21 protein-coding genes and 1 pseudogene are annotated in these 22,434 nt (G+C 72.0%); 13 read left to right on the top strand and 9 right to left on the bottom strand.

Annotated features, from left to right (window positions below; genetic code table 11):
• Positions 1–147: 147 nt before the first annotated feature.
• From ACIA8F_RS03450 to ACIA8F_RS03435, 4 genes and pseudogenes are all read right to left on the bottom strand, one after another.
• Positions 148–1,299: a hypothetical protein gene (locus tag ACIA8F_RS03450; protein WP_399376465.1), complete on the bottom strand. Its 1,152-nt coding sequence runs from the start codon at positions 1,297–1,299 to the stop codon at positions 148–150.
• Positions 1,300–1,552: 253 nt separating this feature from the next.
• A complete protein-coding gene (locus ACIA8F_RS03445) occupies positions 1,553–2,461 on the bottom strand; it encodes an N-acetylneuraminate synthase family protein (protein ID WP_399376633.1) in 909 nt (302 codons plus the stop codon).
• Positions 2,462–2,977: 516 nt separating this feature from the next.
• A pseudogene (locus ACIA8F_RS03440) lies at positions 2,978–3,331 on the bottom strand (cytidylyltransferase domain-containing protein); the annotation flags it as partial.
• A 188-nt stretch (positions 3,332–3,519) separates the two neighbouring features.
• A complete protein-coding gene (locus tag ACIA8F_RS03435; RefSeq protein ID WP_399376464.1) occupies positions 3,520–4,935 on the bottom strand; it encodes a DUF6716 putative glycosyltransferase in 1,416 nt (471 codons plus the stop codon).
• Positions 4,936–5,111: 176 nt separating this feature from the next.
• Between ACIA8F_RS03435 and ACIA8F_RS03430 the strand changes: the two genes are divergently transcribed.
• Together ACIA8F_RS03430 and ACIA8F_RS03425 are read left to right on the top strand one after the other, a co-directional pair.
• A complete protein-coding gene (locus tag ACIA8F_RS03430) occupies positions 5,112–6,119 on the top strand; it encodes a glycosyltransferase family 2 protein (RefSeq protein ID WP_399376463.1) in 1,008 nt (335 codons plus the stop codon).
• Positions 6,116–7,462 (top strand): polysialyltransferase family glycosyltransferase, encoded by a 1,347-nt coding sequence (locus ACIA8F_RS03425; protein ID WP_399376462.1) that lies wholly within the window; start codon positions 6,116–6,118, stop codon positions 7,460–7,462. The genes ACIA8F_RS03430 and ACIA8F_RS03425 overlap by 4 nt, the downstream gene beginning before the upstream one ends.
• Positions 7,463–7,542: 80 nt before the next feature.
• Here ACIA8F_RS03425 and leuE read toward each other — a convergent pair whose 3' ends face one another.
• Positions 7,543–8,217, bottom strand: a complete 675-nt coding sequence (gene leuE, locus ACIA8F_RS03420; protein WP_399376461.1) for a leucine efflux protein LeuE — start codon at positions 8,215–8,217, stop codon at positions 7,543–7,545.
• 92 nt (positions 8,218–8,309) lie between these two features.
• Positions 8,310–9,890, bottom strand: coding sequence for a methylmalonyl-CoA mutase (locus ACIA8F_RS03415; protein ID WP_399376459.1), 1,581 nt, complete (start codon positions 9,888–9,890; stop codon positions 8,310–8,312).
• A gap of 167 nt (positions 9,891–10,057) precedes the next feature.
• Between ACIA8F_RS03415 and ACIA8F_RS03410 the strand changes: the two genes are divergently transcribed.
• Positions 10,058–10,936 (top strand): peptidoglycan-binding protein, encoded by an 879-nt coding sequence (locus tag ACIA8F_RS03410; protein WP_399376458.1) that lies wholly within the window; start codon positions 10,058–10,060, stop codon positions 10,934–10,936.
• 255 nt (positions 10,937–11,191) lie between these two features.
• Here the strand turns inward: ACIA8F_RS03410 and ACIA8F_RS03405 are convergent, their stop codons facing one another.
• Together ACIA8F_RS03405 and ACIA8F_RS03400 are read right to left on the bottom strand one after the other, a co-directional pair.
• On the bottom strand, positions 11,192–12,235 hold the full coding sequence (locus ACIA8F_RS03405) for a hypothetical protein (protein ID WP_399376457.1): 1,044 nt from the start codon (positions 12,233–12,235) through the stop codon (positions 11,192–11,194).
• Positions 12,235–13,023, bottom strand: coding sequence for an RNA polymerase sigma factor (locus ACIA8F_RS03400; protein ID WP_399376631.1), 789 nt, complete (start codon positions 13,021–13,023; stop codon positions 12,235–12,237). Before ACIA8F_RS03400 ends, ACIA8F_RS03405 begins: the two co-directional genes overlap by 1 nt.
• A gap of 385 nt (positions 13,024–13,408) precedes the next feature.
• Between ACIA8F_RS03400 and ACIA8F_RS03395 the strand changes: the two genes are divergently transcribed.
• The 10 genes from ACIA8F_RS03395 to ACIA8F_RS03350 all read left to right on the top strand — a co-directional run bounded on the left by ACIA8F_RS03395 (position 13,409) and on the right by ACIA8F_RS03350 (position 20,806).
• Complete coding sequence (locus ACIA8F_RS03395) at positions 13,409–14,068, top strand: 2-oxo-4-hydroxy-4-carboxy-5-ureidoimidazoline decarboxylase (RefSeq protein ID WP_399376456.1); 660 nt, start codon at positions 13,409–13,411, stop codon at positions 14,066–14,068.
• Between the two features lie 152 nt (positions 14,069–14,220).
• On the top strand, positions 14,221–14,601 hold the full coding sequence (sdhC, locus tag ACIA8F_RS03390; RefSeq protein ID WP_399376455.1) for a succinate dehydrogenase, cytochrome b556 subunit: 381 nt from the start codon (positions 14,221–14,223) through the stop codon (positions 14,599–14,601).
• A 5-nt stretch (positions 14,602–14,606) separates the two neighbouring features.
• Positions 14,607–15,089: a succinate dehydrogenase hydrophobic membrane anchor subunit gene (locus ACIA8F_RS03385; protein WP_399376453.1), complete on the top strand. Its 483-nt coding sequence runs from the start codon at positions 14,607–14,609 to the stop codon at positions 15,087–15,089.
• Between the two features lie 23 nt (positions 15,090–15,112).
• Complete coding sequence (gene sdhA / locus ACIA8F_RS03380; RefSeq protein ID WP_266880719.1) at positions 15,113–16,867, top strand: succinate dehydrogenase flavoprotein subunit; 1,755 nt, start codon at positions 15,113–15,115, stop codon at positions 16,865–16,867.
• On the top strand, positions 16,867–17,634 hold the full coding sequence (locus ACIA8F_RS03375) for a succinate dehydrogenase iron-sulfur subunit (protein ID WP_399376452.1): 768 nt from the start codon (positions 16,867–16,869) through the stop codon (positions 17,632–17,634). The genes sdhA and ACIA8F_RS03375 overlap by 1 nt, the downstream gene beginning before the upstream one ends.
• A gap of 110 nt (positions 17,635–17,744) precedes the next feature.
• The gene (locus ACIA8F_RS03370) at positions 17,745–18,269 is read left to right on the top strand and encodes a hypothetical protein (RefSeq protein ID WP_399376451.1); all 525 of its coding nucleotides are present in this window, start codon (positions 17,745–17,747) and stop codon (positions 18,267–18,269) included.
• A gap of 60 nt (positions 18,270–18,329) precedes the next feature.
• The gene (locus tag ACIA8F_RS03365) at positions 18,330–19,088 is read left to right on the top strand and encodes an alpha/beta fold hydrolase (protein ID WP_399376449.1); all 759 of its coding nucleotides are present in this window, start codon (positions 18,330–18,332) and stop codon (positions 19,086–19,088) included.
• A gap of 104 nt (positions 19,089–19,192) precedes the next feature.
• Positions 19,193–19,597: a hypothetical protein gene (locus ACIA8F_RS03360; protein WP_399376448.1), complete on the top strand. Its 405-nt coding sequence runs from the start codon at positions 19,193–19,195 to the stop codon at positions 19,595–19,597.
• A 5-nt stretch (positions 19,598–19,602) separates the two neighbouring features.
• Positions 19,603–20,022, top strand: a complete 420-nt coding sequence (locus tag ACIA8F_RS03355) for a thiol-disulfide oxidoreductase DCC family protein (protein ID WP_399376447.1) — start codon at positions 19,603–19,605, stop codon at positions 20,020–20,022.
• Positions 20,023–20,032: 10 nt separating this feature from the next.
• Positions 20,033–20,806, top strand: a complete 774-nt coding sequence (locus ACIA8F_RS03350) for a TetR family transcriptional regulator (RefSeq protein ID WP_399376446.1) — start codon at positions 20,033–20,035, stop codon at positions 20,804–20,806.
• A 33-nt stretch (positions 20,807–20,839) separates the two neighbouring features.
• Here the strand turns inward: ACIA8F_RS03350 and ACIA8F_RS03345 are convergent, their stop codons facing one another.
• Positions 20,840–22,396 carry an ABC transporter substrate-binding protein gene (locus tag ACIA8F_RS03345; RefSeq protein ID WP_399376630.1) on the bottom strand — a complete coding sequence of 519 codons (1,557 nt, stop codon included), beginning with the start codon at positions 22,394–22,396 and terminating at the stop codon, positions 20,840–20,842.
• Positions 22,397–22,434 lie beyond the last annotated feature (38 nt).

The following is a 22,434-nucleotide window of genomic DNA, read 5'->3' as shown; positions in this document are numbered from 1 at the left end:
ACTGGTTCACCCGTTCAAGGGTAGGCCCACCCATGGGTCAACTGGCCGGAGATCACAAAAAGTTCATGCCGTTAGGGGAAAGAATCCCGGCCTCCGGACGCATGACCGGATGAAGCCGTGGGTAAACTCGCGCCCTCATTCCTTCGCTCATCCGGTCGCCTGAGCCGTCTGAGCAGGAAGTCTGTGCACATCACGGGCGGTGTCGGTGACTCCGGCGAGGAAACCGCGGGCCCGCTCGGAGGCCGACGGGGTGAGCCAGCTCGGATCCACATCGCATACGGCCACGGTCACTCCGGTGCCGATCAGTGCGTAGGGCAGGGTGTGGACGACCGTGGAGGGGAAGCTGACGATCGTCCGGCCGACCGGGCCCCGCCTGGCGATCAGCTCCAGCGGCAGGTCCGGACGTACGATCTCCAGCCCCGTCGCCTCGCTCAGGGAGCGCAGCTTCTCCGGGGACTCGCGGCGGTGGGCGAAGTAGCGGGTGGCCCCGTGTTCCAGGGTCAGGGCGCGCACCGCCTCCAGGTAGCGGTCCGGGTCGACCACGCCGGTCTCCACCAGCGAGGTCCCGACCAGGTCGGTGCCCTTGGTCAGGCGGGGCGGGCCGAAGCGGGCCCGGGTCCAGGCGAAGTCGTTGAGCCGGACGGTCATCCCGCCGTGCGCGGTGACCGGCATCGAGGTGAACACCTCGACCCGGCGGCGGCCGTCCGCGCCCGGGGTGAACCGCCGCCGGGCCGTCGCGGAGACCGGCGCGTACGCCAGCTCGCGCAGCCGGCCCGGCAGGCCCCCGCCGCCGACCCGGTGCCAGCGCACGAGGCGCTCGCCGCGGGCCGTCTGCGCGATGAACTCCATGGTCGCCGTGCCGTCGTCGACCACGACCAGCTCCTCGGCCCGGACGAGGGTGAGCAGGAGCTGCACGTAGCGGGAGAACGGGTCCCCTATCACCACCCGCCCGGCCTCCCGCACCTCGCGGGCGAGCGCGGCGAAGGCCTTGACCGGGGCCAGCCGGCCGCCGCGGGCCTCCTGCCAGCGCACCTCGTGCCCCTCGTCCCGGGCCAGCCCGGCCATCCGGCGCAGCTGCCCCCGGGACATGGGGTCGGTGGGCGGGAGCACCACGATCCGCAGGCCTGCGGCGGCGGAGGCGACCGGCCCGGAACTGTTCCCGCCGCCACGGGCCGGCTGGCGCGGGACGACTCCGAGGAGCCGTCCGGCGCCCTGGGCGTGCGCCCACTCCAGGACGTTGAGCAGCTGGACCGGGCTTTCGACGAAGGCCAGGGTCGGGGCAGGGGCTGAGGGGGTCACCACGTACTCCTCTGGAGAGGGCGGCGGGGCCGGAAGTCCAGCCCCGCCGGCGTGTGGGGCGCGGGGTCCGGGGCGGAGCCCCAGGGGGCCGGGCGCGGCCCGGACCTACGGGTCGGGGCGGAGCCCGGGCCTACGGGTCGGGGCGGAGCCCGGGCCTACGGGTCGGGGCGGAGCCCGGGGAACTGCGGAAGGGCCGGCAGGGGACTTCGCCCCGCGCGGCGGACACCCGGGAGGCCGGGAGCCGGGGGGCCGCTCATACGGTGGCGAGCTCCCCCTGGACGCGGCGGAGCTTCTTCATGGGGCCGAGCTCGGACTCGTACACCCGCTTCACGCCGTCGCCCAGCGCGGTCTCGATGGTGCGGATGTCGCGGACCAGGCGGGTCAGGCCGCCGGGCTCCACGGAGGCGGCCTGGTCGGAGCCCCACATCGCGCGGTCGAGGGTGATGTGGCGCTCCACGAAGGCGGCGCCGAGGGCCACGGCGGCCAGGGTGGTCTGCAGACCCGTCTCGTGGCCGGAGTAGCCGATCGGGACGTTCGGGAACTCCTCCCGCAGGGTGTTGATGACCCGCAGGTTGAGCTCCTCGGCCTTGGCCGGGTACGTCGAAGTGGCGTGGCAGAGCAGGATGTTGTCGCTGCCGAGCACCTCCACCGCGTGCCGGATCTGCTTCGGGGTGGACATGCCGGTGGAGAGGACGACGGTGCGGCCGGTGGCGCGCAGCGCGCGCAGCAGCTCGTCGTCGGTCAGGGAGGCGGAGGCGACCTTGTGGGCGGGGACGTCGAACTTCTCCAGGAAGGCGACGGCCTCGGTGTCCCACGGGGAGGCGAACCAGTCGATGCCGCGCTTGGCGCAGTGCTCGTCGATGGCGCGGTACTCGTCCTCGCCGAACTCCACGCGGTGCCGGTAGTCGATGTAGGTCATCCGGCCCCAGGGGGTGTCGCGCTCGATGTCCCACTGGTCGCGGGGGGTGCAGATCTCGGGGGTGCGCTTCTGGAACTTCACGGCGTCGCAGCCGGCTTCGGCGGCGGCGTCGATGAGGGCGAGGGCGTTGCCGAGGTCGCCGTTGTGGTTGATGCCGATCTCGCCGACGACGTAGACGGGGTGGCCCGGGCCGGCGGTGCGGGAGCCGAAGGTGCGGAGGCGGGGTGCGGGGGTGACCGTCATGGCAGGGCTGTCCTTCGGAGCGTGGGGTGTGCGGGCGCGAGGAGGTGCGGGCGCGAAGGCCGGCACAGGGGTGTGGGCTGCTGGGGTGGGGACCGCGGGGGTGTGGACTGCTGAGGTGTGGAGTGCCGGGGTGGGGACCCCTGGGGTCGGGCTCGGGGTCGGGTCCGGGGTGGAGGCGGGAGCGGGGGCCGGTGCGGGCGCGGCCGGGGCGAGTACGGGGACGAGGGCGCGGGCGCGGGCCAGGTCGTGGGGGTCGTCGATCTCCAGCACCCGGGCCGGGTCCGTGGCGACCGGGACGGTCCGCCCGAAGAAGCGGTGGCGGGCGGTGCGGAAGCCGGCGGCGTCCATGGCGTAGGCGGCGCCGGTCTCCAGGAGGTCCTGGGGGCGGTCCTGGCGGCGGGGGCGGTACGAGGTGTCGTGGTTGACCCCGGTCCCGGAGCCGTCGGGCGCCGCCCGCCAGAGGAAGCCGTGGAAGGGGGCCGCGGTCAGCGCCGAGTCGGCGGCGCCCGAGGCGACGGCGGCGGCGACCGACTCCACGTCGGAGGCGGTGACGAAGGGGCTGGTGCACTGGACGAGGAGCACCACGTCGACGGTGACGGAGTGCAGTTCCTCGAAGGCGTCGAGCGCGTGCAGCAGGGCGGCCTCGCTGGTGGCGGTGTCCCCGGAGATCCCGGCGGGCCTCCGCAGCACCACGGCCCCGGCCCCGCGGGCGGCGTCGCCGATGGCCTCGGAGTCGGTGGACACCAGGACGTCGGTGATGGTCGCGGCCCCCAGGCAGGCCCGGACGGCCCGCACCACGAGCGGCATCCCGCCGACGTCGGCCAGGTTCTTCCCGGGCACGCCCTTGGACCCCCCGCGTGCGGGGATCACGGCGAGCACCCTGGGCACGGCGCGGGCCACGCGGAGCGATCCCGCGGGGGCCGGGGCGGTCGCGGCGGGCTCGGCGGCGGCGGTGGGGGTCGCGGCGGCGGGCGTGGCTGCGGCGCGCGTCGCGGCGGCCCGGGTCGCCGCGGCACGGGCGACGGCGGCCCGCGTGACGGCTCCGGCCGGGCGGGGGCTCACAGCTCCCCCAGGCGGCGGATCGCCGGCGCGACGCGCTGGACGCCGTGGCGGTAGGCGCCCCTGGCGGCTTCGCGCAGGTGGGCGCGGAGCCGGCGGCGCAGCCGGGACTCCCCGGCGCCGGTCCGGGCCGCGCCGGGCAACGGGTGCCCGTCGGCGCCGAGATGGTGCCGGGCCAGGATCCCGGGGAGGTATCCCGGCGCGGTGTCCTGCGTGTAGTACGGGGCCACGGGCGGGAGCGGGGCCCCGTCCAGCAGCTCCGCGAGGCGTGCCCGTGCGCCGGCGTAGGGGTCGTGCCCGAAGGAGTCGTGCCCGCCGGGCTCGGACGCCGGGTACGCGGACCGGGTCACCGGGGCCGCCGGCGCGCCCACGCCCTGGGCCGCCAGCCAGTCCGGGTCGGCCTTCGGGAGCAGGCCCGCGTCGAGCTGGGTCCAGGAGGCCAGGCAGCCGGAGCCCAGGAAGTGGTGGTTGCCGAGGGCTTCGCGGACGCCGAGGTCGGTGAGGACGGCCGTCGGGATGCCCCGGTGGAGGGACTCCAGCGCCGCCGTGGAGGAGACGGTGACCAGCAGGTCCGTGCTGTCCAGGACCTCGCCCATGTTCCCGTAGACCAGGCGGCAATTGGAGGGCAGGCCGCCGGGGAGCTGCTCCGCGAGGCGCTGGTACGGGAGCTCCTCCAGGTGCGTGGTGTGCTCCCCCGGGCGGCTGCGCAGTTTGATCAGCACCTCGCGTCCGGGGTGCAGCCGGGCGTGTTCGGCGGCGCGGCGCAGCAGGTACGTGCGGTCCGCGCGGGCGTCCGGTACGGACGGCTGGACCGCGAAGACCACCCGGTGGGCCGCGCTCCCCACCGGCTCGTACGCGTGCGCGTCGGCCGGGGCCAGGAAGGGCAGGGCGGTCTCGACGACGGCCCCGGCGTCGGCGCCGACCCCCTCGTAGACCGCGCGGAAGCGACCGGCGTCGTGGCGGGAGTTGGCGAGGACCAGGTCGGCGCCGTGGCGCAGCAGCAGGCCGTCGGCGAGCTTCTCGTAGACGACTCCGACGTACCCGGTGACGAACACCGGCCGGGCGGCCGGCTCGGGCCACAGCGCCCGGGCCCCGTGCAGGACGGCCTGGACGGCGCCGCCGACCAGGGCGAGGACGATCACGTCGTACGGCTCCCGCTCCGGCGCCGAGAGTTCGGCGAGGAATCCCGCGCAGGTGACTTCGGTGAGCCGGTCCGCCCGGGCCCCGACCTCGCCGAGCTGGCGCGCGGTGGGCGTGGCCCGGCCGCGGAGCAGGTATCCGGTCAGGTGGACGGCGTCCGGTTCCGGGGAAAGGCGGCGCGCGGTGAGCGCTCCCCATTTCCAGCGGGTGTCGGAATCGGCGAGTACGGCCACACGGAGGGCGGCCGGATGGGCCGCGCGGTTGCTTGCTGGCACTCGGCAGAAGTTATTCCGGCTTTTCGGTGATCGGCCCAACGAACGCACAACAGCGGGTTAACAACCCGTCGACTCCGTGCGAAAGCGCCCGGGTTAACGTGCCTGCCGTGCGTCGTTCACATGGAATCCGCGTCCGGGCCACAGTGAATGACGAGCGGCGCCCTAATGTCTCGCGAGTGCTCAAGCTCTCTGTTGTCGTGCCGTTCTTCAACGTGCAGACGTATGCGCCGGATGCCCTGAAAAGCCTCGAAGTCAACGCTCGGGACGATTTCGAGTTCCTGCTCGTGGACGACCGCTCGACGGACGGGACGCCCGCGCTCCTGGAACGGGCGGCCCGCGAGCTGCCCGGCGCCGTGCACCTCAGACACGAGCGCAACGGCGGCCTGGCGACGGCGCGCAACACCGGCCTGGACGCGGCCCGCGGGGAGTACATCGCCTTCCTGGACGGGGACGACTGGCTGGCGCCGGGCCACCTGGCCCGGACCTTGGCCGCGATCGAGGCCCTGAGCTGCGATTTCGTCCGTACGGACCACGTCCAGTGCACGGGCCGGACCCGCAGCGTCCAGCGCGTCCCCTACGGACCGGAGTCGGTGGTGGCCGATCCGCGCACGGCGATCCTGCCCGCGACCCGGGCGACCTCGGTGGACTATCCCTACGCCTGGGCGGGGATGTACCACCGGCGGCTGCTGGACCGCGGGCTGCTGCACTTCACGGACGGGCTGCGGACGGCGGAGGACCGGCCGTGGATCTGGCGGCTGCACCGGGAGGCGGAGTCCTTCGCCCCGGTCGGTCTGCCCGGAATCTTCTACCGTCGCGGGGTTTCCACCTCGCTGACACAAATCGGCGACGAGCGTCAGCTCGATTTCATCCGGGCATTCGATCAAGTTCTGTCGGAAACGGCCACGGACCGGGAATCCGATCTCCTCCTCCCGAAAGCCGTCCGAACGTATTGCGCAATTATCGCGCACCATGTCGGGTCCATCGAAAGGTTCGAACCACCCGTGGCCAGAAAACTCCGCTCGATGAGCGCGGCCGCACTCGGCAGAATGCCGCAGCAGGTCCTGGACCAGACCCTGGACGCGATGGACGCCGACCGCGCGGCCCTGCTCCGCAGGCTCCGCCGGCGCGCCACCGCCGGATCCGCCCCCGCCGCGTCTTCTGCTTCCGCCGGGGTGCCGGCGTGAACGTCACCCAGATCTTCCTGGCCTCCACCCTCTACGGCACGGCCACCCTCGCCGCCGCCCTCGACGCCGGGCTCTTCCCGCCCGCCGGCCGCCGGATCCTGCTGACCAGCAACCACTCCGTCACCGCCGAGATCACCCCCGGCCTGACCGCCGCCCCCGGCTTCGGCTCCCTGAGCACCCGCTTCGACGCGGTCCTCGACTGGAACGCCGTCATCGCCCCGCAGCACCCCAGCACCTGGAGCCCGCGCGCCGACGACGTCCCGCTGTGGGAACGCCTGCTGCGCTCCTCCTGGGGGCTGGGCACCGACCGGGTCGAGCTGATCGTGGAATCGCTCCAGGTGCCGCCCGCCCAGAGCCTGTGCCAGCTGTTCCCCGGGGCGGCCGTAGAGGTCTACGCCGACGGGCTGATGAGCTACGGTCCCACCCGTTTCCGCCTCGACCCCGGACTCGGGATGCGCGTACGGCGGGTGCTGCACCTGGACCTCGTACCGGGCCTGGAACCGCTGCTGCTGACCGAGTTCGGCGTACGGGCCGAGGCCGTCCCGGCCGCCGCCTTCCTCAAGGTCATCGGCGAGCTCGACGCGGCGGTGGAACTGCCCGACGCGGAACTGCCCGCGGCCGGGTCCCCCGCGCTCCTGCTGGGCCAGTACCTCTCCGCCCTCGACCTGGTGCCGGCCGCCGAAGAGGAGGAGCTCCACGTGGAGATGGTCCGGGGAGCACACGCCCTGGGCCACCGCGAGCTGGTCTTCAAACCCCACCCCAGCGCCCCCGCCGCCTACTCCCGCCGGGCGGAGGAGGAGGCCGCACGGCTCGGGGTCCGGCTCACCGTACTGAGCACCCCGGTGCTCGCCGAGACCCTCTACGAGCGGCTGCGCCCGGCCCTGGTCGTCGGCTGCTTCTCCACCGGACTGCTGACCGCCGCCACCCTGTACGGGCTCCCGGTGGCCCGGACCGGCACGGGGGCCGTTCTCGCGCGGCTGTCCCCGTACCCGAACAGCAACCGGATCCCGCTCGTGCTGGCCGACGCCCTGCTGCCCGACCTCGCGGACCCCGCGGCCGTACGCTCCTGGACCCCGCCGGGACCCGAACGGGTCGCGGCCGAGCTGACGGGCCTGCTCGCGGCGGTGGGCTTCACCATGCAGCCCAGGATCCTGACCGGGCACCGCGCGGAGGCCGAGCGCTGGCTGACCGCGCACCTGACCCCGGACACCTGGCGCTACTTCACCCGCCGCCGGCTGACCACCTTGGGCCTGCCGGGCGGCATCCCGGCGCAGTTGTCCTTCCTGCCCCGCAACCGCGCCGCCCGGCGGCTGGCCCGGCTGCTGCGCAGGGCGGTCGGGTAGGGCGCGGTCGGACAGGGCGGTCGGGCAGGGCGGTCGGGCAGGGCGGCGGTCCCGGCCGGGGTCGGGGCCCGCTCGCCGGGTCAGCTCACGGCGAGCTTCGCCGCGAAGCCCAGGAACAGCACGCCGGCCGCCGAGCTGGCCCCGGCGGCGAGCCGCTTGCGGCGCCGGAAGGCGGCCGCCAGGCGGTTCCCGCCGAAGATCAGCGTGGTCAGGTAGAGGAAGCTGCCGAGCTGCATCAGGCTGCCGAGCAGCAGGAAGGACAGCGCCGGGTAGGCGTAGGCCGTGTCCACGAACTGCACGAAGAAGGACATCAGGAAGAGGATGGCCTTGGGGTTGAAGACGCTGATCAGCAGCGCCCGCCGGTAGGGCCGCTCGGTTTCGCCGGCCTTCACCTCGGCGGCGGCCACGGGCACCTGCGGGGCGCCCGCGTCGGCCCCGGCGCGCTCGCGGCGGGCGCGCCACATGGTCCACGCGCCCCGCAGCATGCCGATGGCGAGCCAGGTCAGGTACCCGGCGCCGAGCAGTTTGACCACGCCGAACACGATCGGGCTGGTCCGCAGCAGCGCTCCGGCGCCCACCGCGGCCAGGGTCATGAGCAGGGCGTCCCCGGTGAACACCCCGGCGGCGGCCCGGTACCCCTGGCGGACCCCGCCGCGCGCGGCGACGGAGAGCACGTAGAGCGAGTTCGGCCCCGGCAGCAAAATGATCAGCACCAGGCCGGCGAGATACGTCGGAAGATCTGTGACACCCAGCATGTGCAGGAGTGTCCCATGGGGACACACCTGTCGCGCCAGTTGATTTCACGGATCGGGACCACATCGCAATCAGCCCCGTTCACCAGCGGGTATCAGCCGGAATCAGCCGGCACGTACGTCCCCCACACCTCGCGCAGCGCCCCGCACACCTCCCCCACCGTGGCCCTGGCCCGCAGTGCCTCCTTCATCGGATGGAGCACGTTCTCCGTGCCCGCCGCCGCCTCCCGCAGGGCCGCCAGCGCCTCCTCCACTGCCACCCCGTCGCGCCCCGCCCGCAGCGCGGCCAGGGCCGCCCGCTGCCGGTCCTCGATCGCCGGATCCACGCGCAGCGGCTCGTACGGCTCCTCCTCGTCGAGCGCGAAGCGGTTGACCCCGACCACCACCCGCTCGCCGCTCTCGGTCTCCCGGGCGATCCGGTACGCGTTCCGCTCGATCTCCTCCTTCTGGAAGCCCGCCCCGATCGCGGCCACCGCCCCGCCCATCGCCTCGACCCGGGCCATCAGGCCGAGCGCCGCCGCCTCCACCTCGTCCGTCATCCGCTCCACCGCGTAGGACCCGGCGAAGGGGTCGACGGTGTGCGGCACGTCCGTCTCGTACGCGAGCACCTGCTGGGTCCGCAGTGCGAGGCGGGCCGACTTCTCGGTGGGCAGCGCGATCGCCTCGTCGAAGGAGTTGGTGTGCAGCGACTGGGTACCGCCGAGCACGGCGGCCAGGCCCTGCACGGCGACGCGCACCAGGTTGAGCTCCGGCTGCTGCGCCGTCAGCTGCACCCCGGCGGTCTGGGTGTGGAAGCGCAGCATCAGCGATCTCGGGTCCCGGGCCCCGAACTCCTCGCGCATGACACGGGCCCAGATCCGCCGGGCCGCACGGAACTTCGCCACCTCCTCCAGCAGGGTGGTCCGGGCGACGAAGAAGAACGACAGCCGGGGCGCGAAGTCGTCGACCTCCATCCCGGCGGCCAGCGCGGTGCGTACGTACGCGATCGCGTCTGCCAGCGTGAAGGCGATCTCCTGCGCGGGCGAGGCCCCTGCCTCGGCCATGTGGTAGCCGGAGACGGAGATGGTGTTCCACCGGGGGAGCTCGGTGCGGCAGTAGCGGAAGACGTCGGCCGTCAACCTCAGGGAGGGGCCGGGCGGAAAGATGTACGTCCCCCGTGCGATGTACTCCTTGAGCACGTCGTTCTGGATGGTGCCGGTCAGCTCGGCGGCGGCGACGCCCTGCTCCTCGGCGACCAGTTGGTACAGCAGGAGCAGTACGGCGGCCGGTGCGTTGATCGTCATCGAGGTGGACACCCGGTCGAGGGGGATCCCGTCGAACAGCACCCGCATGTCCTCGACCGAGTCGATGGCCACGCCCACCTTGCCGACCTCGCCGTGCGCGAGCGGGGCGTCGGAATCGTGGCCCATCTGGGTGGGCAGGTCGAAGGCCACGGAGAGCCCGGCGACGCCGCCCCCGATGAGCTGCCGGTAGCGGGCGTTGGATTCGGCGGCGGTCCCGAAGCCGGCGTACTGACGCATGGTCCAGGGACGTCCGGTGTACATCGTCGGGTGGACGCCCCGGGTGTACGGGTACTCCCCCGGCTCCCCGAGTTCGGTCCCCGGGTCCCAGCCGGCGAGCTCGTCCGGGCGGTAGACGGGCGCGATCGGGATCCCGCTCTCGGTGTGCCGCTCCATGTGACGCGCTCCTTCGTGGCTCCCGGGGGCCCGGGACTGATAAAACGTCCCCGCGGCGGCCGCACGGCGGCCGCTGGTCACAATGGCGCAACATCGCGGGCTTCCCTGCAACTGACCACGCCCGCGTGGCATCACCTAGGTACACACGTAGAAATCGGGGGACTGCAATGCACCGCCAGAAGGCAATAATCCGCGCACTCGGCCTGGCCACCGCCGTCGCACTTGCCGCGACCGCCTGCGGACCGCAGAAGGCGGAGTCCACGGGCTCCGGTTCTTCCGCTCCCGCATCGCCCACGGCGGTGGCCACTCCTGACGCCTCGCCGTCCACGGACGGAAAGCCGGGCGACGCCTCGCCGTCGGCGTCCGCCTCGGCCTCGCCCTCCGCCTCCGCCTCCGCCTCGCCCTCGCCGACCGTGAAGCAGGTCATGGCGAACGGCGACGACAGCGAGCAGGTCCGCGAACTGCAGGCCCGGCTGCGCCAGCTCAAGCTGATGTCGGTCGCCCCGACCGGTTTCTACGGTTCGAAGACGACCGCCGCCGTGAAGTCCTTCCAGTCGAAGAACGGCCTGACCGCCACCGGCGGCGTGGACGAGCCCACCTGGAAGAAGATCCAGAACTCCACGAAGAAGCCGACCGCCGACGAGCTGCGCCCGCCGACCGTCAACGAGCCGGACGCTCCGGACCCGCGCTGCATGACGGGCCGGGTGATGTGCATCAGCAAGGAGAGCCGCACCCTCGCCTGGATGATCGACGGCAAGGTGGTCACCACGCTGGACGTGCGCTTCGGTTCGGAGAACACCCCGACCCGCGAAGGTGAGTTCGCGGTGGAGTGGAAGGCCAAGGACTGGGTTTCGACGCTCTACCACACGCCCATGCCGTACTCGATGTTCTTCAGCAAGGGCCAGGCCGTGCACTACTCGGCCGACTTCGCCGCCCGCGGCTACGCCGGCGCCTCGCACGGCTGCGTGAACGTCCGGGACAAGGCCAAGCTGGCGACGCTGTTCGACGCGGTGAAGGTGGGCGACAAGGTCGTCGTCTACTGGTGATCCGCGGGCGGCGTCCTGCGGCGGGCCGGGCGGGAACTCCCGGTCCCGGCATCGACGGTCGGAAGTTGAGGGCGCGGGCGGGATCGGGGGAACGAATCCCGCCCGCGCCGGTTGCGCAGAGCCCAGGGGTACGGGGGGAACCCCGGCTCATGCGCGGCCGATGACCAGTCGGCTCGTTATGTACTGCGCCGCCGGTTCGAAAAGTGTTACAGGCGGGGCGCGGGCTGTTTCAGGCCAGTGTCCGGTACCCGGTCCTCAGCGGCGCGGGCTCGTCTCCGGGGGCTTCGGCGAAGCCGTCCCGGCCGGGACCAGCCCCAGCGAACGCGAGGGGAATCCCGGCCCCGCGGGCGAGCCCGGGGGGTCCGCGCCGGCTCCCCCGCCGGTGGCCACGTCGAGCAGGACCTGGCAGTAGCGCGGGATCCGGAGCAGCCCCTTGGCCAGGCGCACGAGCTTCTCGCGGCGGGCCTCGTCGAGCCGCCCCGCCCGGTAGTCGCGGCACAGCTCCGCCGCACCGCCGCGCCCCTCCCGGTCCCGGCCCGAGCCGTCCGGGGGAACCGTGGCCAGGCCGTCGACGCCGCCCTGCCGGTTGCGGTCCCGGCCGTCCTTGCCTCCGGCCGGGCCGCTCGGGGAGGAGGGCTGCGTGCCGGTGGTGCCGCTGACCCCGGCGACGCCGCCGGGTCCCGTCGTACGCCCCTCCGCACCCGGGGTGTTCCCCGGGCCGGGGGTGCCGCTCTGGCCGTCGCCGCTGCTCGGCGCGGTGCTGCGGGGCGGCGCGAGGGGCGCCGCGAAGCGGCCGTCGGCGGGGGCCGCCGAGGAGGATCCGACCGTCACCGAGGCGGCCGGCAGCCCGCCGGCGGTGTCCCGGGGAGCCCGGTCCAGTAGTCCGGTGCCCGCGGCGGCCGCCAGGCCGCCCACGGCGACGCTCGCCACGGCTGCGGCCAGGGCGAAGCGGACCGGCCGCCCGCGCCGGGGTCCCGGTCGCGCCGGGCCGGCGGGCGGGCCGAGCTCGACCACGGTGTCCGCGGAGCCGAACAGGGCCCCGTCCGGAGCCGCCGCCTGCGGTTCCGCCCGGAGTACCGAGCCGCGTGCGCGGAACGCGGCCACCGCGGCGGCCTCTCCGCGCAGTTCGCCGGGGAGCCCGCCGGCGGCCGGCGGCTGCTCGGTGAGTGCGTCGAGGGCGGCGCGCAGCCGCTCCGCCCGGGCGTGGGCGTGGTGCTCGGCGCCAGGTGCGACTGGTTCTCCGCGCAGCAGTCTGTCCGCCGCGGCTTTGTCCAGCCACCTGTCGCGCTCGTCGGCCATCACATGTCCTTCTGCGTCCGCCAACGTGAATCCGTCACACCGGTTTGCTCTACGAGGCCCGCGGCGCGGGCCCGCTGCGCCGGTACGGCGTCGAGGTCCCGTCCGCCCCCGGCGCCCCGTGCGCGACTCCCGTCATTATCGCCGAGGCCGCCGCGCAGCCGGCCGGCGCCGACGCCGACCGCCGGGCCGATGCCGGAGCCGATGCCGGAATCGGGGTCGGCTCCCGGATCGAAGTCCTCGTCCTGGCCGAGCAGCTCGGCCAGTTTCTTCAGGCCCCGGTGCGCGGCGGTGCGGACCGCACCGGGCCGCTTGCCCAGGGTCTCGGCCGCGCTCTTGGCGTCCAGGCCGACGACCACCCGCAGGACGACGGCCTCGGCCTGGTCCTGCGGGAGCTGGGCTATGAGTTCCATCGTGCGGCAGGTGGAGAGGGACTCCATGGCCTCGCCGGCGGTGTCGGATTCGGCGGCGTGGCCCGTCAGCTCGGTCTCGTCCCCGCCGACGGCGGGCCTGCGGCCGCGCATCCGGATGTGGTCGAGGGCCCGGTTGCGGGCTATGCGGGCGGCCCAGCCGCGGAAGCGGTCGGCGTCGCCGGTGAAGGAGTCGAGGTCGCGGGCGATCTGCAGCCAGGCTTCGGAGGTGACGTCCTCGGCGTCGCCGTCCCCGACGAGCGTGCGGACGTATCCGAGCAGGCGCGGGTGCACGGCGCGGTACACAGAACGGAACGCGAGCTCGTCGCCGTCTTGTGCCGCGAGCACCGCGGTGGTCAGCTCCGCGTCGTCCCCCAGCAAAATCCCCAACCCGTTCACAGTCCCGTGTGTGTGGCGCAAATCAGCACGTTACGGCTTTCAAGCACCTTCGTCCACGAGTTGTACAACGAGCAACCATCCCTGCGCGGAGCGAGGTGTGACACAAAACGCACCGAAGACGCTGAGAGGGGTGCGGGCTTGTCGCACGAGTCCGCGACGGATGGCGGCCGGGGCCTCTCCTGTGGGGGGTGGCGGCCTCGGTCGCCCTCCCCTTCCCCGCCGTCTCCACGGCCATCATGCCCGGGCCCGCCGCGGGGCCCCCGAGCGGCCCCGCACCTGGCCCGACGGGCGATCCCGTCATCCTTTCGGCTCACTTCCGAGTGAAAACCCGGAATGGGTACGACACACCCGGCTCCACGTCGATAGCGTGGCGGGACACCCGCGCCGCGCCACGAGGAGCCCCCCGCTGTCCAGCCACCTTCCGGCACAGGCCCGCGGAGGCTCCGACCCTTCCCACGGCTCCTCCTCCCTCCACGACGCCGATCCCTTCGGCGACACCGGCCCTCTCGACGGAACGGGGCTCGCGCGGTTCAACGCGCTGTCCCCCGAGGCCGCCCACTCCGCCCTGCTGCACTGCTGCGGCAGCCGTCGCTGGGCCCAGCGGGTGGCCGCCCACCGCCCCTACCCCGACTCCGGAGCGCTACTCGCCGCCGCGGACGAGGCCTCGTACGACCTCTCCCAAGCCGACCTCTCCGAGGCGCTGGCCTGCGAGTTCCCGCCGGAGCTGGAGCACGGGGCGGCGTACGCCGCGCTCCTCGCGCTCGACGCGGCGCACGGGGAGTACGAGCGGACCTTCGGCCACGCCTTCGTGATCTGCCTCGACGGGACCACCCCGGAGGAGCAGGCGGACCAGCTGCTGGCCGCGATCCGGCGGCGGATGGAGCTGGAGGTGGACGAGGAGCGCGCGATCTCCGCGGACGAGCTCCGTCGCGTCGCGCAGGTCCGGCTCGCCGACCTGACACACTGGCTGACCTCGGCAGATGGGGTATCTGCTGCCGAATTCGGGCTATTCGCCCCTGTGGGATAGTCCGTCCGTGCCTGTTTGATCACACCGATGGCCCCCGCGCGAGGGAACCGACAAAGCGTCGCTACGATGTCCGGGGCCGGAGGACCGTACCCGGCCGGGCCCGACCGACAAAGAAGCCGGCTGGCCCCCGCCCCGCTTCCGGAGGGTTTTCCGTGCCGGCTGGAACGTTGTACCGCGGCCGGGAAGGAATGTGGTCCTGGGTGGCTCATCGAGTCACCGGCGTCCTCATTTTCTTCTTCCTGTTCGTACACGTCCTCGACACCGCTCTCGTCCGCGTCTCCCCTGAGGCGTACGACGATGTCGTGGCTACCTACAAGACTCCGATCGTCGCGCTGCTGGAGTACGGCCTCGTCGCCGCAATCCTGTTCCACGCGCTCAACGGTCTCCGTGTCATCGCCGTGGACTTCTGGTCCAAGGGCCCCCGCTACCAGAAGCAGATGCTCTGGACCGTGGTGGGCATCTGGGTCGTGCTGATGGCCGGGGCCGTGTACCCCGTCCTGCACCACGCGTACCTCGAACTCTTCGGGAAGTGACACGCATGTCTTCTGACACTTCTTTCGAAAAGGGCATCGGTGCCGTGGAGGGCGTGGCCCTCTACGACGTCGACAACCCGGCGCCGTACATCGAGGCCCCGCGCAAGCGCACCAGCAAGACCCCGCGCTCGACCCGCGGCAACTTCGAGATGGTCGCGTGGCTCTTCATGCGCCTCTCGGGCATCGTGCTCGTCGTCCTGGTCCTCGGCCACCTGCTGATCCAGCTCGTGCTGGACGGCGGGGTGTCCAAGATCGGCTTCGCCTTCGTGGCCGGCCGCTGGGCCTCCCCGTTCTGGCAGGGCTGGGACCTGCTGATGCTGTGGCTCGCGATGCTGCACGGCGCGAACGGTCTGCGTACCGTCATCAACGACTACGCCGAGCGCGCCAACACGCGTCTGTGGCTCAAGGGCCTGCTCTACACCGCCACGGTGTTCACCATTCTTCTGGGCACGCTGGTGATCTTCACCTTCGACCCGAACATCCGCTAGGCAACGGGGCTGAGGCGAAACCAATGAAGATCCACAAGTACGACACCGTCATCGTCGGCGCGGGCGGCGCAGGTATGCGCGCCGCCATCGAGTCGACGAAGCGCAGCCGCACCGCCGTGCTGACCAAGCTCTACCCCACCCGCTCCCACACGGGCGCCGCGCAGGGCGGCATGGCCGCCGCGCTCGCCAACGTGGAGGACGACAACTGGGAGTGGCACACCTTCGACACGGTCAAGGGCGGTGACTACCTGGTCGACCAGGACGCCGCCGAGATCCTGGCGAAGGAGGCCATCGACGCGGTCCTCGACCTGGAGAAGATGGGCCTGCCGTTCAACCGCACCCCGGACGGCACCATCGACCAGCGCCGCTTCGGCGGGCACTCCCGCAACCACGGCGAGGCGCCGGTCCGCCGGTCCTGCTACGCCGCGGACCGCACCGGTCACATGATCCTCCAGACGCTCTACCAGAACTGCGTCAAGGAGGGCGTGGAGTTCTTCAACGAGTTCTACGTCCTGGACCAGCTCCTGGTCGAGGAGGACGGCGTCAAGAAGTCGGCCGGCGTGGTCGCGTACGAGCTCGCCACCGGCGAGATCCACGTGTTCCAGGCGAAGTCCGTCATCTACGCCTCCGGCGGCACCGGCAAGTTCTTCAAGGTGACCTCCAACGCGCACACCCTCACGGGTGACGGCCAGGCGGCCTGCTACCGCCGCGGCCTGCCGCTGGAGGACATGGAGTTCTTCCAGTTCCACCCGACGGGCATCTGGCGCATGGGCATCCTGCTGACGGAGGGCGCCCGCGGTGAGGGCGGCATCCTGCGCAACAAGGACGGCGAGCGCTTCATGGAGAAGTACGCGCCGGTCATGAAGGACCTCGCGTCCCGTGACGTCGTCTCGCGCTCCATCTACACCGAGATCCGCGAGGGCCGCGGCTGCGGTCCCGCCGGTGACCACGTGTACCTGGACCTGACGCACCTGCCGCCGGAGCAGCTCGACGCGAAGCTCCCGGACATCACCGAGTTCGCGCGCACCTACCTGGGCATCGAGCCGTACACGGACCCGATCCCGATCCAGCCCACCGCGCACTACGCCATGGGCGGCATCCCGACGAACGTCGAGGGTGAGGTCCTCATGGACAACACCACCGTCGTCCCGGGCCTGTACGCGGCCGGCGAGGTCGCGTGCGTGTCGGTGCACGGCGCGAACCGCCTGGGCACCAACTCGCTGCTGGACATCAACGTCTTCGGCAAGCGCTCGGGCATCGCGGCCGCCGCGTACGCCCACGCCCACGACTACGTCGAGCTGCCCGAGAACCCGGCGCAGCAGGTCATCGACCAGGTCGAGCGGCTGCGCAACTCCACGGGCAACGAGCGGGTCGCGGACCTGCGCCTGGAGCTCCAGGAGACGATGGACGCCTGCGTGATGGTGTTCCGCACCGAGCAGACGATCAAGACCGCGGTCGAGAAGATCGCGGAGCTGCGCGAGCGCTACCTGAACGTGTCCGTCCAGGACAAGGGCAAGCGCTTCAACACGGACCTGCTGGAAGCCATCGAGCTGGGCAACCTGCTCGACCTGGCCGAGGTCATGGCCGTGTCCGCGCTGGCGCGCAAGGAGTCCCGCGGCGGTCACTACCGCGAGGACTACCCGAACCGCGACGACGTCAACTTCATGCGCCACACCATGGCGTACCGCGAGGTCGGCGACGACGGCAAGGACTCCGTCCGCCTGGACTACAAGCCGGTCGTCGTCACCCGCTACCAGCCGATGGAGCGTAAGTACTGATGGCCACCCCGACCATGTCCAAGACGGACCAGATGGAGGCGGCTGCCGCCGCCTCGCCGTTCATCACGGTCACCTTCCGGATCCGCCGGTTCAACCCGGAGATCTCGGAGGAGTCCACCTGGCAGGACTTCCAGATCGAGATCGACCCGAAGGAGCGCGTGCTCGACGGTCTCCACAAGATCAAGTGGGACCTCGACGGCACGCTGACCTTCCGTCGCTCGTGCGCGCACGGCATCTGCGGCTCCGACGCGATGCGGATCAACGGCAAGAACAGGCTCGCCTGCAAGACGCTGATCAAGGACATCAACCCGGAGAAGCCGATCACGGTCGAGGCCATCAAGGGCCTGACGGTGATGAAGGACCTCGTCGTCGACATGGAGCCCTTCTTCCAGGCGTACCGGGACGTCATGCCGTTCCTGGTCACCAAGGGCAACGAGCCGACGCGCGAGCGCCTGCAGTCCGCCGAGGACCGCGAGCGCTTCGACGACACCACCAAGTGCATCCTGTGCGCCGCCTGCACGTCCTCGTGCCCGGTGTTCTGGAACGACGGCCAGTACTTCGGCCCGGCGGCGATCGTCAACGCGCACCGCTTCATCTTCGACTCGCGCGACGAGGCCGGCGAGCAGCGGCTGGAGATCCTGAACGACAAGGACGGCGTGTGGCGCTGCCGCACGACCTTCAACTGCACCGACGCGTGCCCGCGCGGCATCGAGGTCACGAAGGCGATCCAGGAAGTGAAGCGGGCCCTGATCACCCGCCGCTTCTGATTTCTTGACGTACGAGGGCCCCGCGCCCGGTGTCCGCACCGGGGGCGGGGCCTTCCGCGTCCCCGCGATCGCCCTACTGGCCCGCCGGAGCCTGTGGAATCATCGGGCACATGAGTGAGCAGCAGCCGAACCCTTACGCGAGCGACGGTCAGGGCGACGAGTACAAGTGGGGTCCGAGCAACCCGAGTTACGGCTACCCGCAGCCCTACCCGCAGCCCCCGGCCTACCAGCCGACCATCGCAGGCGCGGGCATCCCGGCCCAGATGCCGCCGGGGCCGCCCATGGGGTACCCGGCCGCCGGACTCTCCCTGGGCGACATCACCATCGCCGGCGACCAGATCATCACCCCGTCGGGCACCATGCCGCTGCGCGGCGCGATCTGGAACGCCACGGACTTCTCGCGGACGGAGGAGAAGATCCCGGCGCACGCGATCGTGCTGGCCGTCATCTTCTTCCTCTTCTGCCTGCTCGGCCTGTTCTTCCTCCTGATGAAGGAGCGCCGCACCACGGGCTACATCCAGATCACCGTGAACAGCGCCGGCCGCCACCACTCCACGATGATCCCCGCGGTGGACCCGGGCACCTACATGTGGGTCATGAGCCAGATCAACCAGGCGCGCGCACTGAGCATCTGAGGCCGTCCGGGGCCGGAAATCCGGTGGCGGGACGGGAACCGGCCCGCCGAAGATCACCGGATGACCCTCATCCATGATGTGGACGGTCCCGCCGACGCCCCGGCCGTCGTCCTGCTGCATTCCTCCGTGTGCGACCGGCGGATGTGGGAGCCGCAGTGGCGGCCGCTGCTCGCCGCCGGCTTCCGCGTGGTCCGGCCGGACTTCCGGACCTGCGGCGACTCCCCCGCCGCCGAGGCCCCGTACAGCGACCACGGGGACGTACGGGAGCTGCTGGAGCACCTCGGCATCCGGCGGGCCGCGTTCGTCGGGAGCTCGTACGGCGGGCGGGTCGCGCTGACGCTGGCCGCGCAGCGTCCGGAGCTGGTCAGTGCGCTGGCGCTGCTCTGCCCCGCCCGGCCCGCACAGCGGCGCGGCCCCGCGCTGCTCGCCTTCAACGCCGCCGAGGCCGCCCTGCTGGACGCCGGCGACCTGGAGGGCGCGGCCGGGCTCAACGCCCGCCAGTGGCTCGGCCCGGAAGCGGACGGGGCCGCGCACGCCCTCGTACGGGCCATGCAGCTCGGGAACCTGCGGGGCGCCCTGGCCGCCGACGGGGACCACGAGCTCCCCGAGCCCGCCTTCGAGCCCGCCGACGTCACCGCCCCGGTGCTCGCCGTCGGCGGCGCGCACGACATCCCCGACTTCCGCGAGGTCCCCGCAGAGCTCGCCTCGCTCGTGCCCGGCGCCGTCCACGTCGAGCTGCCCTGGGCCGGCCATCTCCCTTCCCTGGAACGCCCGGAGGAGATCACCCGGCTGCTGTCGGACTTCCTTGCGGGACGCTGAACGGGCCCCGGAAACCGCCCCGCGCCATTCGCTTGAACCTGTTCAAAAATGGGTCTACAGTCAGCGCTGTCAGCAGTTGAACACGTTCAAGGGGGCTGAGGGCAATGGACCTCACCGTGGTCGCGTACGTCATCTACCTGCTCATCAGCATCGGACTCACCGTCTGGGTGGCCCGCACGCTCAGCCGCAACGGGCGCGTCTTCATCGGGGACGTCCTCCAGGGCAACGAGAAGCTCGCGGACGCCGTCAACCAGCTCCTGGTGGTCGGCTTCTACCTCGTCGACATCGGCTTCGTCACCCTCTACCTGCGGTCGGCCGACGAGATCGTGGCGGCCCGCGGGCTCTTCGAGGCCCTGTCGGTCAAGCTCGGAGTCGTGCTCCTGGTCCTCGGCGTCATGCACCTCGGCAACGTCTGGGTGCTGAACAAGATGCGCCGCCGGGGCATCATGGAGCGCCAGCAGACCCCGCCGGTCGCCCCCCAGGGGTGGACCGCTCCCGCCGGAGCCTGATCACCGTGGCCACCGCCGCCACCCGGCACCTGACGGTGCTCTACGACGCGAACTGCCCGCTCTGCGTACACATCCGGCACTGGCTGCTCGGCCAGCGATGGCTGGTACCGCTCCGGCTCGTCCCCGCGGCCTCCTTCGAGGCGCAGCAGCGCTACCCGCAGCTCGACCACGCCTCGACGCTGAAGGAGATCACCGTCATCGGGGACTCCGGGCAGGTGTGGAAGGGGACCGACGCCTTCATCGTCTGCCTGTGGGCGCTGGCCGAGCACCGGCCGAAGGCGAACTGGCTGGCCACCCCGGCCGGCCGGCCCTTCGCCAAGGCTGCCATGTACACCGCCTCCACCTGGCGCGAGGCGCTGCGGGACGGCTCCTCGGCGAACGACGGGGAACCGGCCTGTGACGACCAGTGTGCCGCGCCCCGATAGGCTCGGTGCCGTGACTGATCAGAAGGCTCCCAAGAGCGAGCAGACCCGCACGCTCATTCTCGAAACCGCGCTCCGCCTCTTCCAGGAGCGCGGCTTCGACAAGACGACGATGCGCGGGATCGCCAAGGAGGCCGGAGTATCGGTCGGCAACGCCTACTACTACTTCGAGTCCAAGGAACACCTGGTCCAGGGCTTCTACGACCGGATCGGCGCCGCGCACCTGGCGGCGGTCCGGCCCATCCTGGACACCGAGACCGATCTGCAGAAGCGGCTCGCCGGCGTCCTGACCAGCTGGCTGGACATCGCGGCGCCGTACCACGAGTTCGCCTCGCAGTTCTTCAAGAACGCCGCCGACCCGGAGAGCCCGCTCAGCCCGTTCTCCCCGGAGTCGGAGCCGGCCCGCAAGCAGGCGATCGACATGCACCGCGAGGTGCTGGCGGGCGCCAAGACCAAGGTGCCGGACGAGCTGGCGGACGTACTGCCGGAGCTGATGTGGCTCTCGCAGATGGGCCTGGTCCTCTACTGGGTCTTCGACCGCTCCCCGGACAGCGAGAAGACCCGCAAGCTCGCCCAGCGCGGCGCGCAGCTCACGACGCGGGGCATCATCCTGGCCCGGTTCCGGGTGCTGCGGCCGCTGGTGCGGGAAGTGCACGAGCTGTTCACGGACTTCCTGCCGGGCATGGCCCAGTCGGCCGTGTCCCGTCCGGGCCGCAAGCGGGCCTCCGACCCGGACGCGGGCCCGGAAGAGGGTCCGGATGTGGGTCCGGAAGTGGGCCCCGCGTAGCAAGCGGCGCGGGGCCCGGCCGCGGACCGCGGCCTACAGCCAGCTGAGCTCCCACAGCCGCCACACGCCGGTGCCGTCCGAGAGGTACTGGGCGCCCGCGACGGCCTCGCGCGACATCACGTAGTCCTTCTTCTGCCAGATCGGCAGCATCGGGACCTGCTGCGCGACCAGCTTCTGCAGATCGCGGAAGTCGTTGGCGGCGGCGCCCCGGTCCGAGTAGGACTGGGTGCGGGTGATGAGGTCGTTGACGGCCTTGTCGGAGTAGCCGCTGTTCATCGAGTTGTCTGCGCCGATGAGCGGGGCGAGGAAGTTGTCCGCGTCCGGGAAGTCGGCGATCCAGCCGATGGTGTAGGCGTCGAACTCGCCCGCCGCGTAGGCCTTCTGGAAGTCGCTCCACTTCTCGACCGGCTTGATGGTGACGTGGAAGAGGCCGGTGGCCTCCAGCTGCGCCTTCAGCTCCTCGGCCTCCGGGACGCTCGCGCCGCGCACGTTGACCCCGAGGGTGATCGCCACCGGGGTGGTGATCCCGGCGTCCTTGAGGAGCTTCTTCGCGGTGAGCCCGTTCGGCGAGGGCCAGGCGTCGAAGAACGGCGTGCTGTGGGCGGCGATGCCCGCCGGGACGAGGGAGTAGAGCGGGGTGACCGTGCCCTTGTAGACCTCGGTCGCCACCTTGGCCCGGTCCACGGCCGCCGCGACGGCCTGGCGGACGGCGGGCTGGGCCACCGGGGAGCCGGGGCGGAGGTTGAAGACCATGCTGCGGATCTCCGTACCGCCCGAGGCCTGGTACCGGGTGTCCTCCAGGCCCGGGTTCAGGCCGGCCAGGACCGCCGGGGGCATGTCGCGGTGGGCGACCTCGATCCCGTGGTCGGTCCAGGCCTGCTCCAGCTGCGCGGAGTCCTTGAAGTACTTCACGGTGACCGCGGTCTTGGAGACCTTGCCCTGGCCCTTGTACGAGGTGTTGGGCTTGAGCTCGGCGCTCGCACCGGCCGTGTAGCCGTCGAGGGTGAAGGGGCCGGAGCCGTCGACCTTCTGGTCCTCGCGCAGGGCCTTGGCCGGGTACTTCTCCTTGTCCACGATCGAGGCGGCGCCCGTCGCGATCTTGAACGGGAAGGTGGCGTCACCGGCGGAGAGGCTGAAGGTGACGGTGCGGCCCTCGGCCTTGACCGACTCCAGGGTGTTGAACAGCGGCGCCGGACCCTGGTCGGAGTTGATCGCCTTGATCCGGTCGAAGGAGTACTTGACGTCCTCGGCGGTGATCGCCCGGCCGGAGGAGAACTTCACGTCCGGGCGCAGCTCGCACTGGTACGTGGTGAGCTTGTCGCCGATGAAGTTGCAGGCGGAGGCCGCGTCGGGCACCGGGGTGTCCGCACCGGGCTTGATGGTCAGCAGCGATTGGTAGACGTTGCTGAACAGGGCCCAGGAGCCCGCGTCGTACGCACCCGCGGGGTCGAGGGAGGAGACCACGTCGCTCGTGCCGACGCGGATCGCCTTCCCGCCGCCGGCGGCCTGCGGCAGCAACTGCCAGGTGGCGACGCCGGCCACGCCGAGGACCAGCCCGGCCGCGATGACTTTCGAGCGGACAGACCGCAGCATCCTTGACTCCACCCCACGCGGGCGCACGCCGAAGT

The organism is Streptomyces sp. NPDC051563, from assembly GCF_044454225.1.
GTDB lineage: Bacteria > Actinomycetota > Actinomycetes > Streptomycetales > Streptomycetaceae > Streptomyces.
Note: the sequence above shows the minus strand (reverse complement) of the source record. Positions and strands in the feature narration are given on the sequence as shown.

Excerpts from the sequence above, each read along its gene's own strand:
- ACIA8F_RS03445 (WP_399376633.1), bottom strand. The coding sequence starts at position 2,461 with ATGACGGTCACCCCCGCACCCCGCCTCCGCACCTTCGGCTCCCGCACC.
- leuE (WP_399376461.1), bottom strand. The coding sequence starts at position 8,217 with ATGCTGGGTGTCACAGATCTTCCGACGTATCTCGCCGGCCTGGTGCTG.
- ACIA8F_RS03415 (WP_399376459.1), bottom strand. The coding sequence starts at position 9,890 with ATGGAGCGGCACACCGAGAGCGGGATCCCGATCGCGCCCGTCTACCGC.
- ACIA8F_RS03410 (WP_399376458.1), top strand. The coding sequence starts at position 10,058 with ATGCACCGCCAGAAGGCAATAATCCGCGCACTCGGCCTGGCCACCGCC.
- ACIA8F_RS03405 (WP_399376457.1), bottom strand. The coding sequence starts at position 12,235 with ATGGCCGACGAGCGCGACAGGTGGCTGGACAAAGCCGCGGCGGACAGA.
- ACIA8F_RS03385 (WP_399376453.1), top strand. The coding sequence starts at position 14,607 with ATGTCTTCTGACACTTCTTTCGAAAAGGGCATCGGTGCCGTGGAGGGC.
- sdhA (WP_266880719.1), top strand. The coding sequence starts at position 15,113 with ATGAAGATCCACAAGTACGACACCGTCATCGTCGGCGCGGGCGGCGCA.
- ACIA8F_RS03375 (WP_399376452.1), top strand. The coding sequence starts at position 16,867 with ATGGCCACCCCGACCATGTCCAAGACGGACCAGATGGAGGCGGCTGCC.
- ACIA8F_RS03370 (WP_399376451.1), top strand. The coding sequence starts at position 17,745 with ATGAGTGAGCAGCAGCCGAACCCTTACGCGAGCGACGGTCAGGGCGAC.
- ACIA8F_RS03365 (WP_399376449.1), top strand. The coding sequence starts at position 18,330 with ATGACCCTCATCCATGATGTGGACGGTCCCGCCGACGCCCCGGCCGTC.
- ACIA8F_RS03360 (WP_399376448.1), top strand. The coding sequence starts at position 19,193 with ATGGACCTCACCGTGGTCGCGTACGTCATCTACCTGCTCATCAGCATC.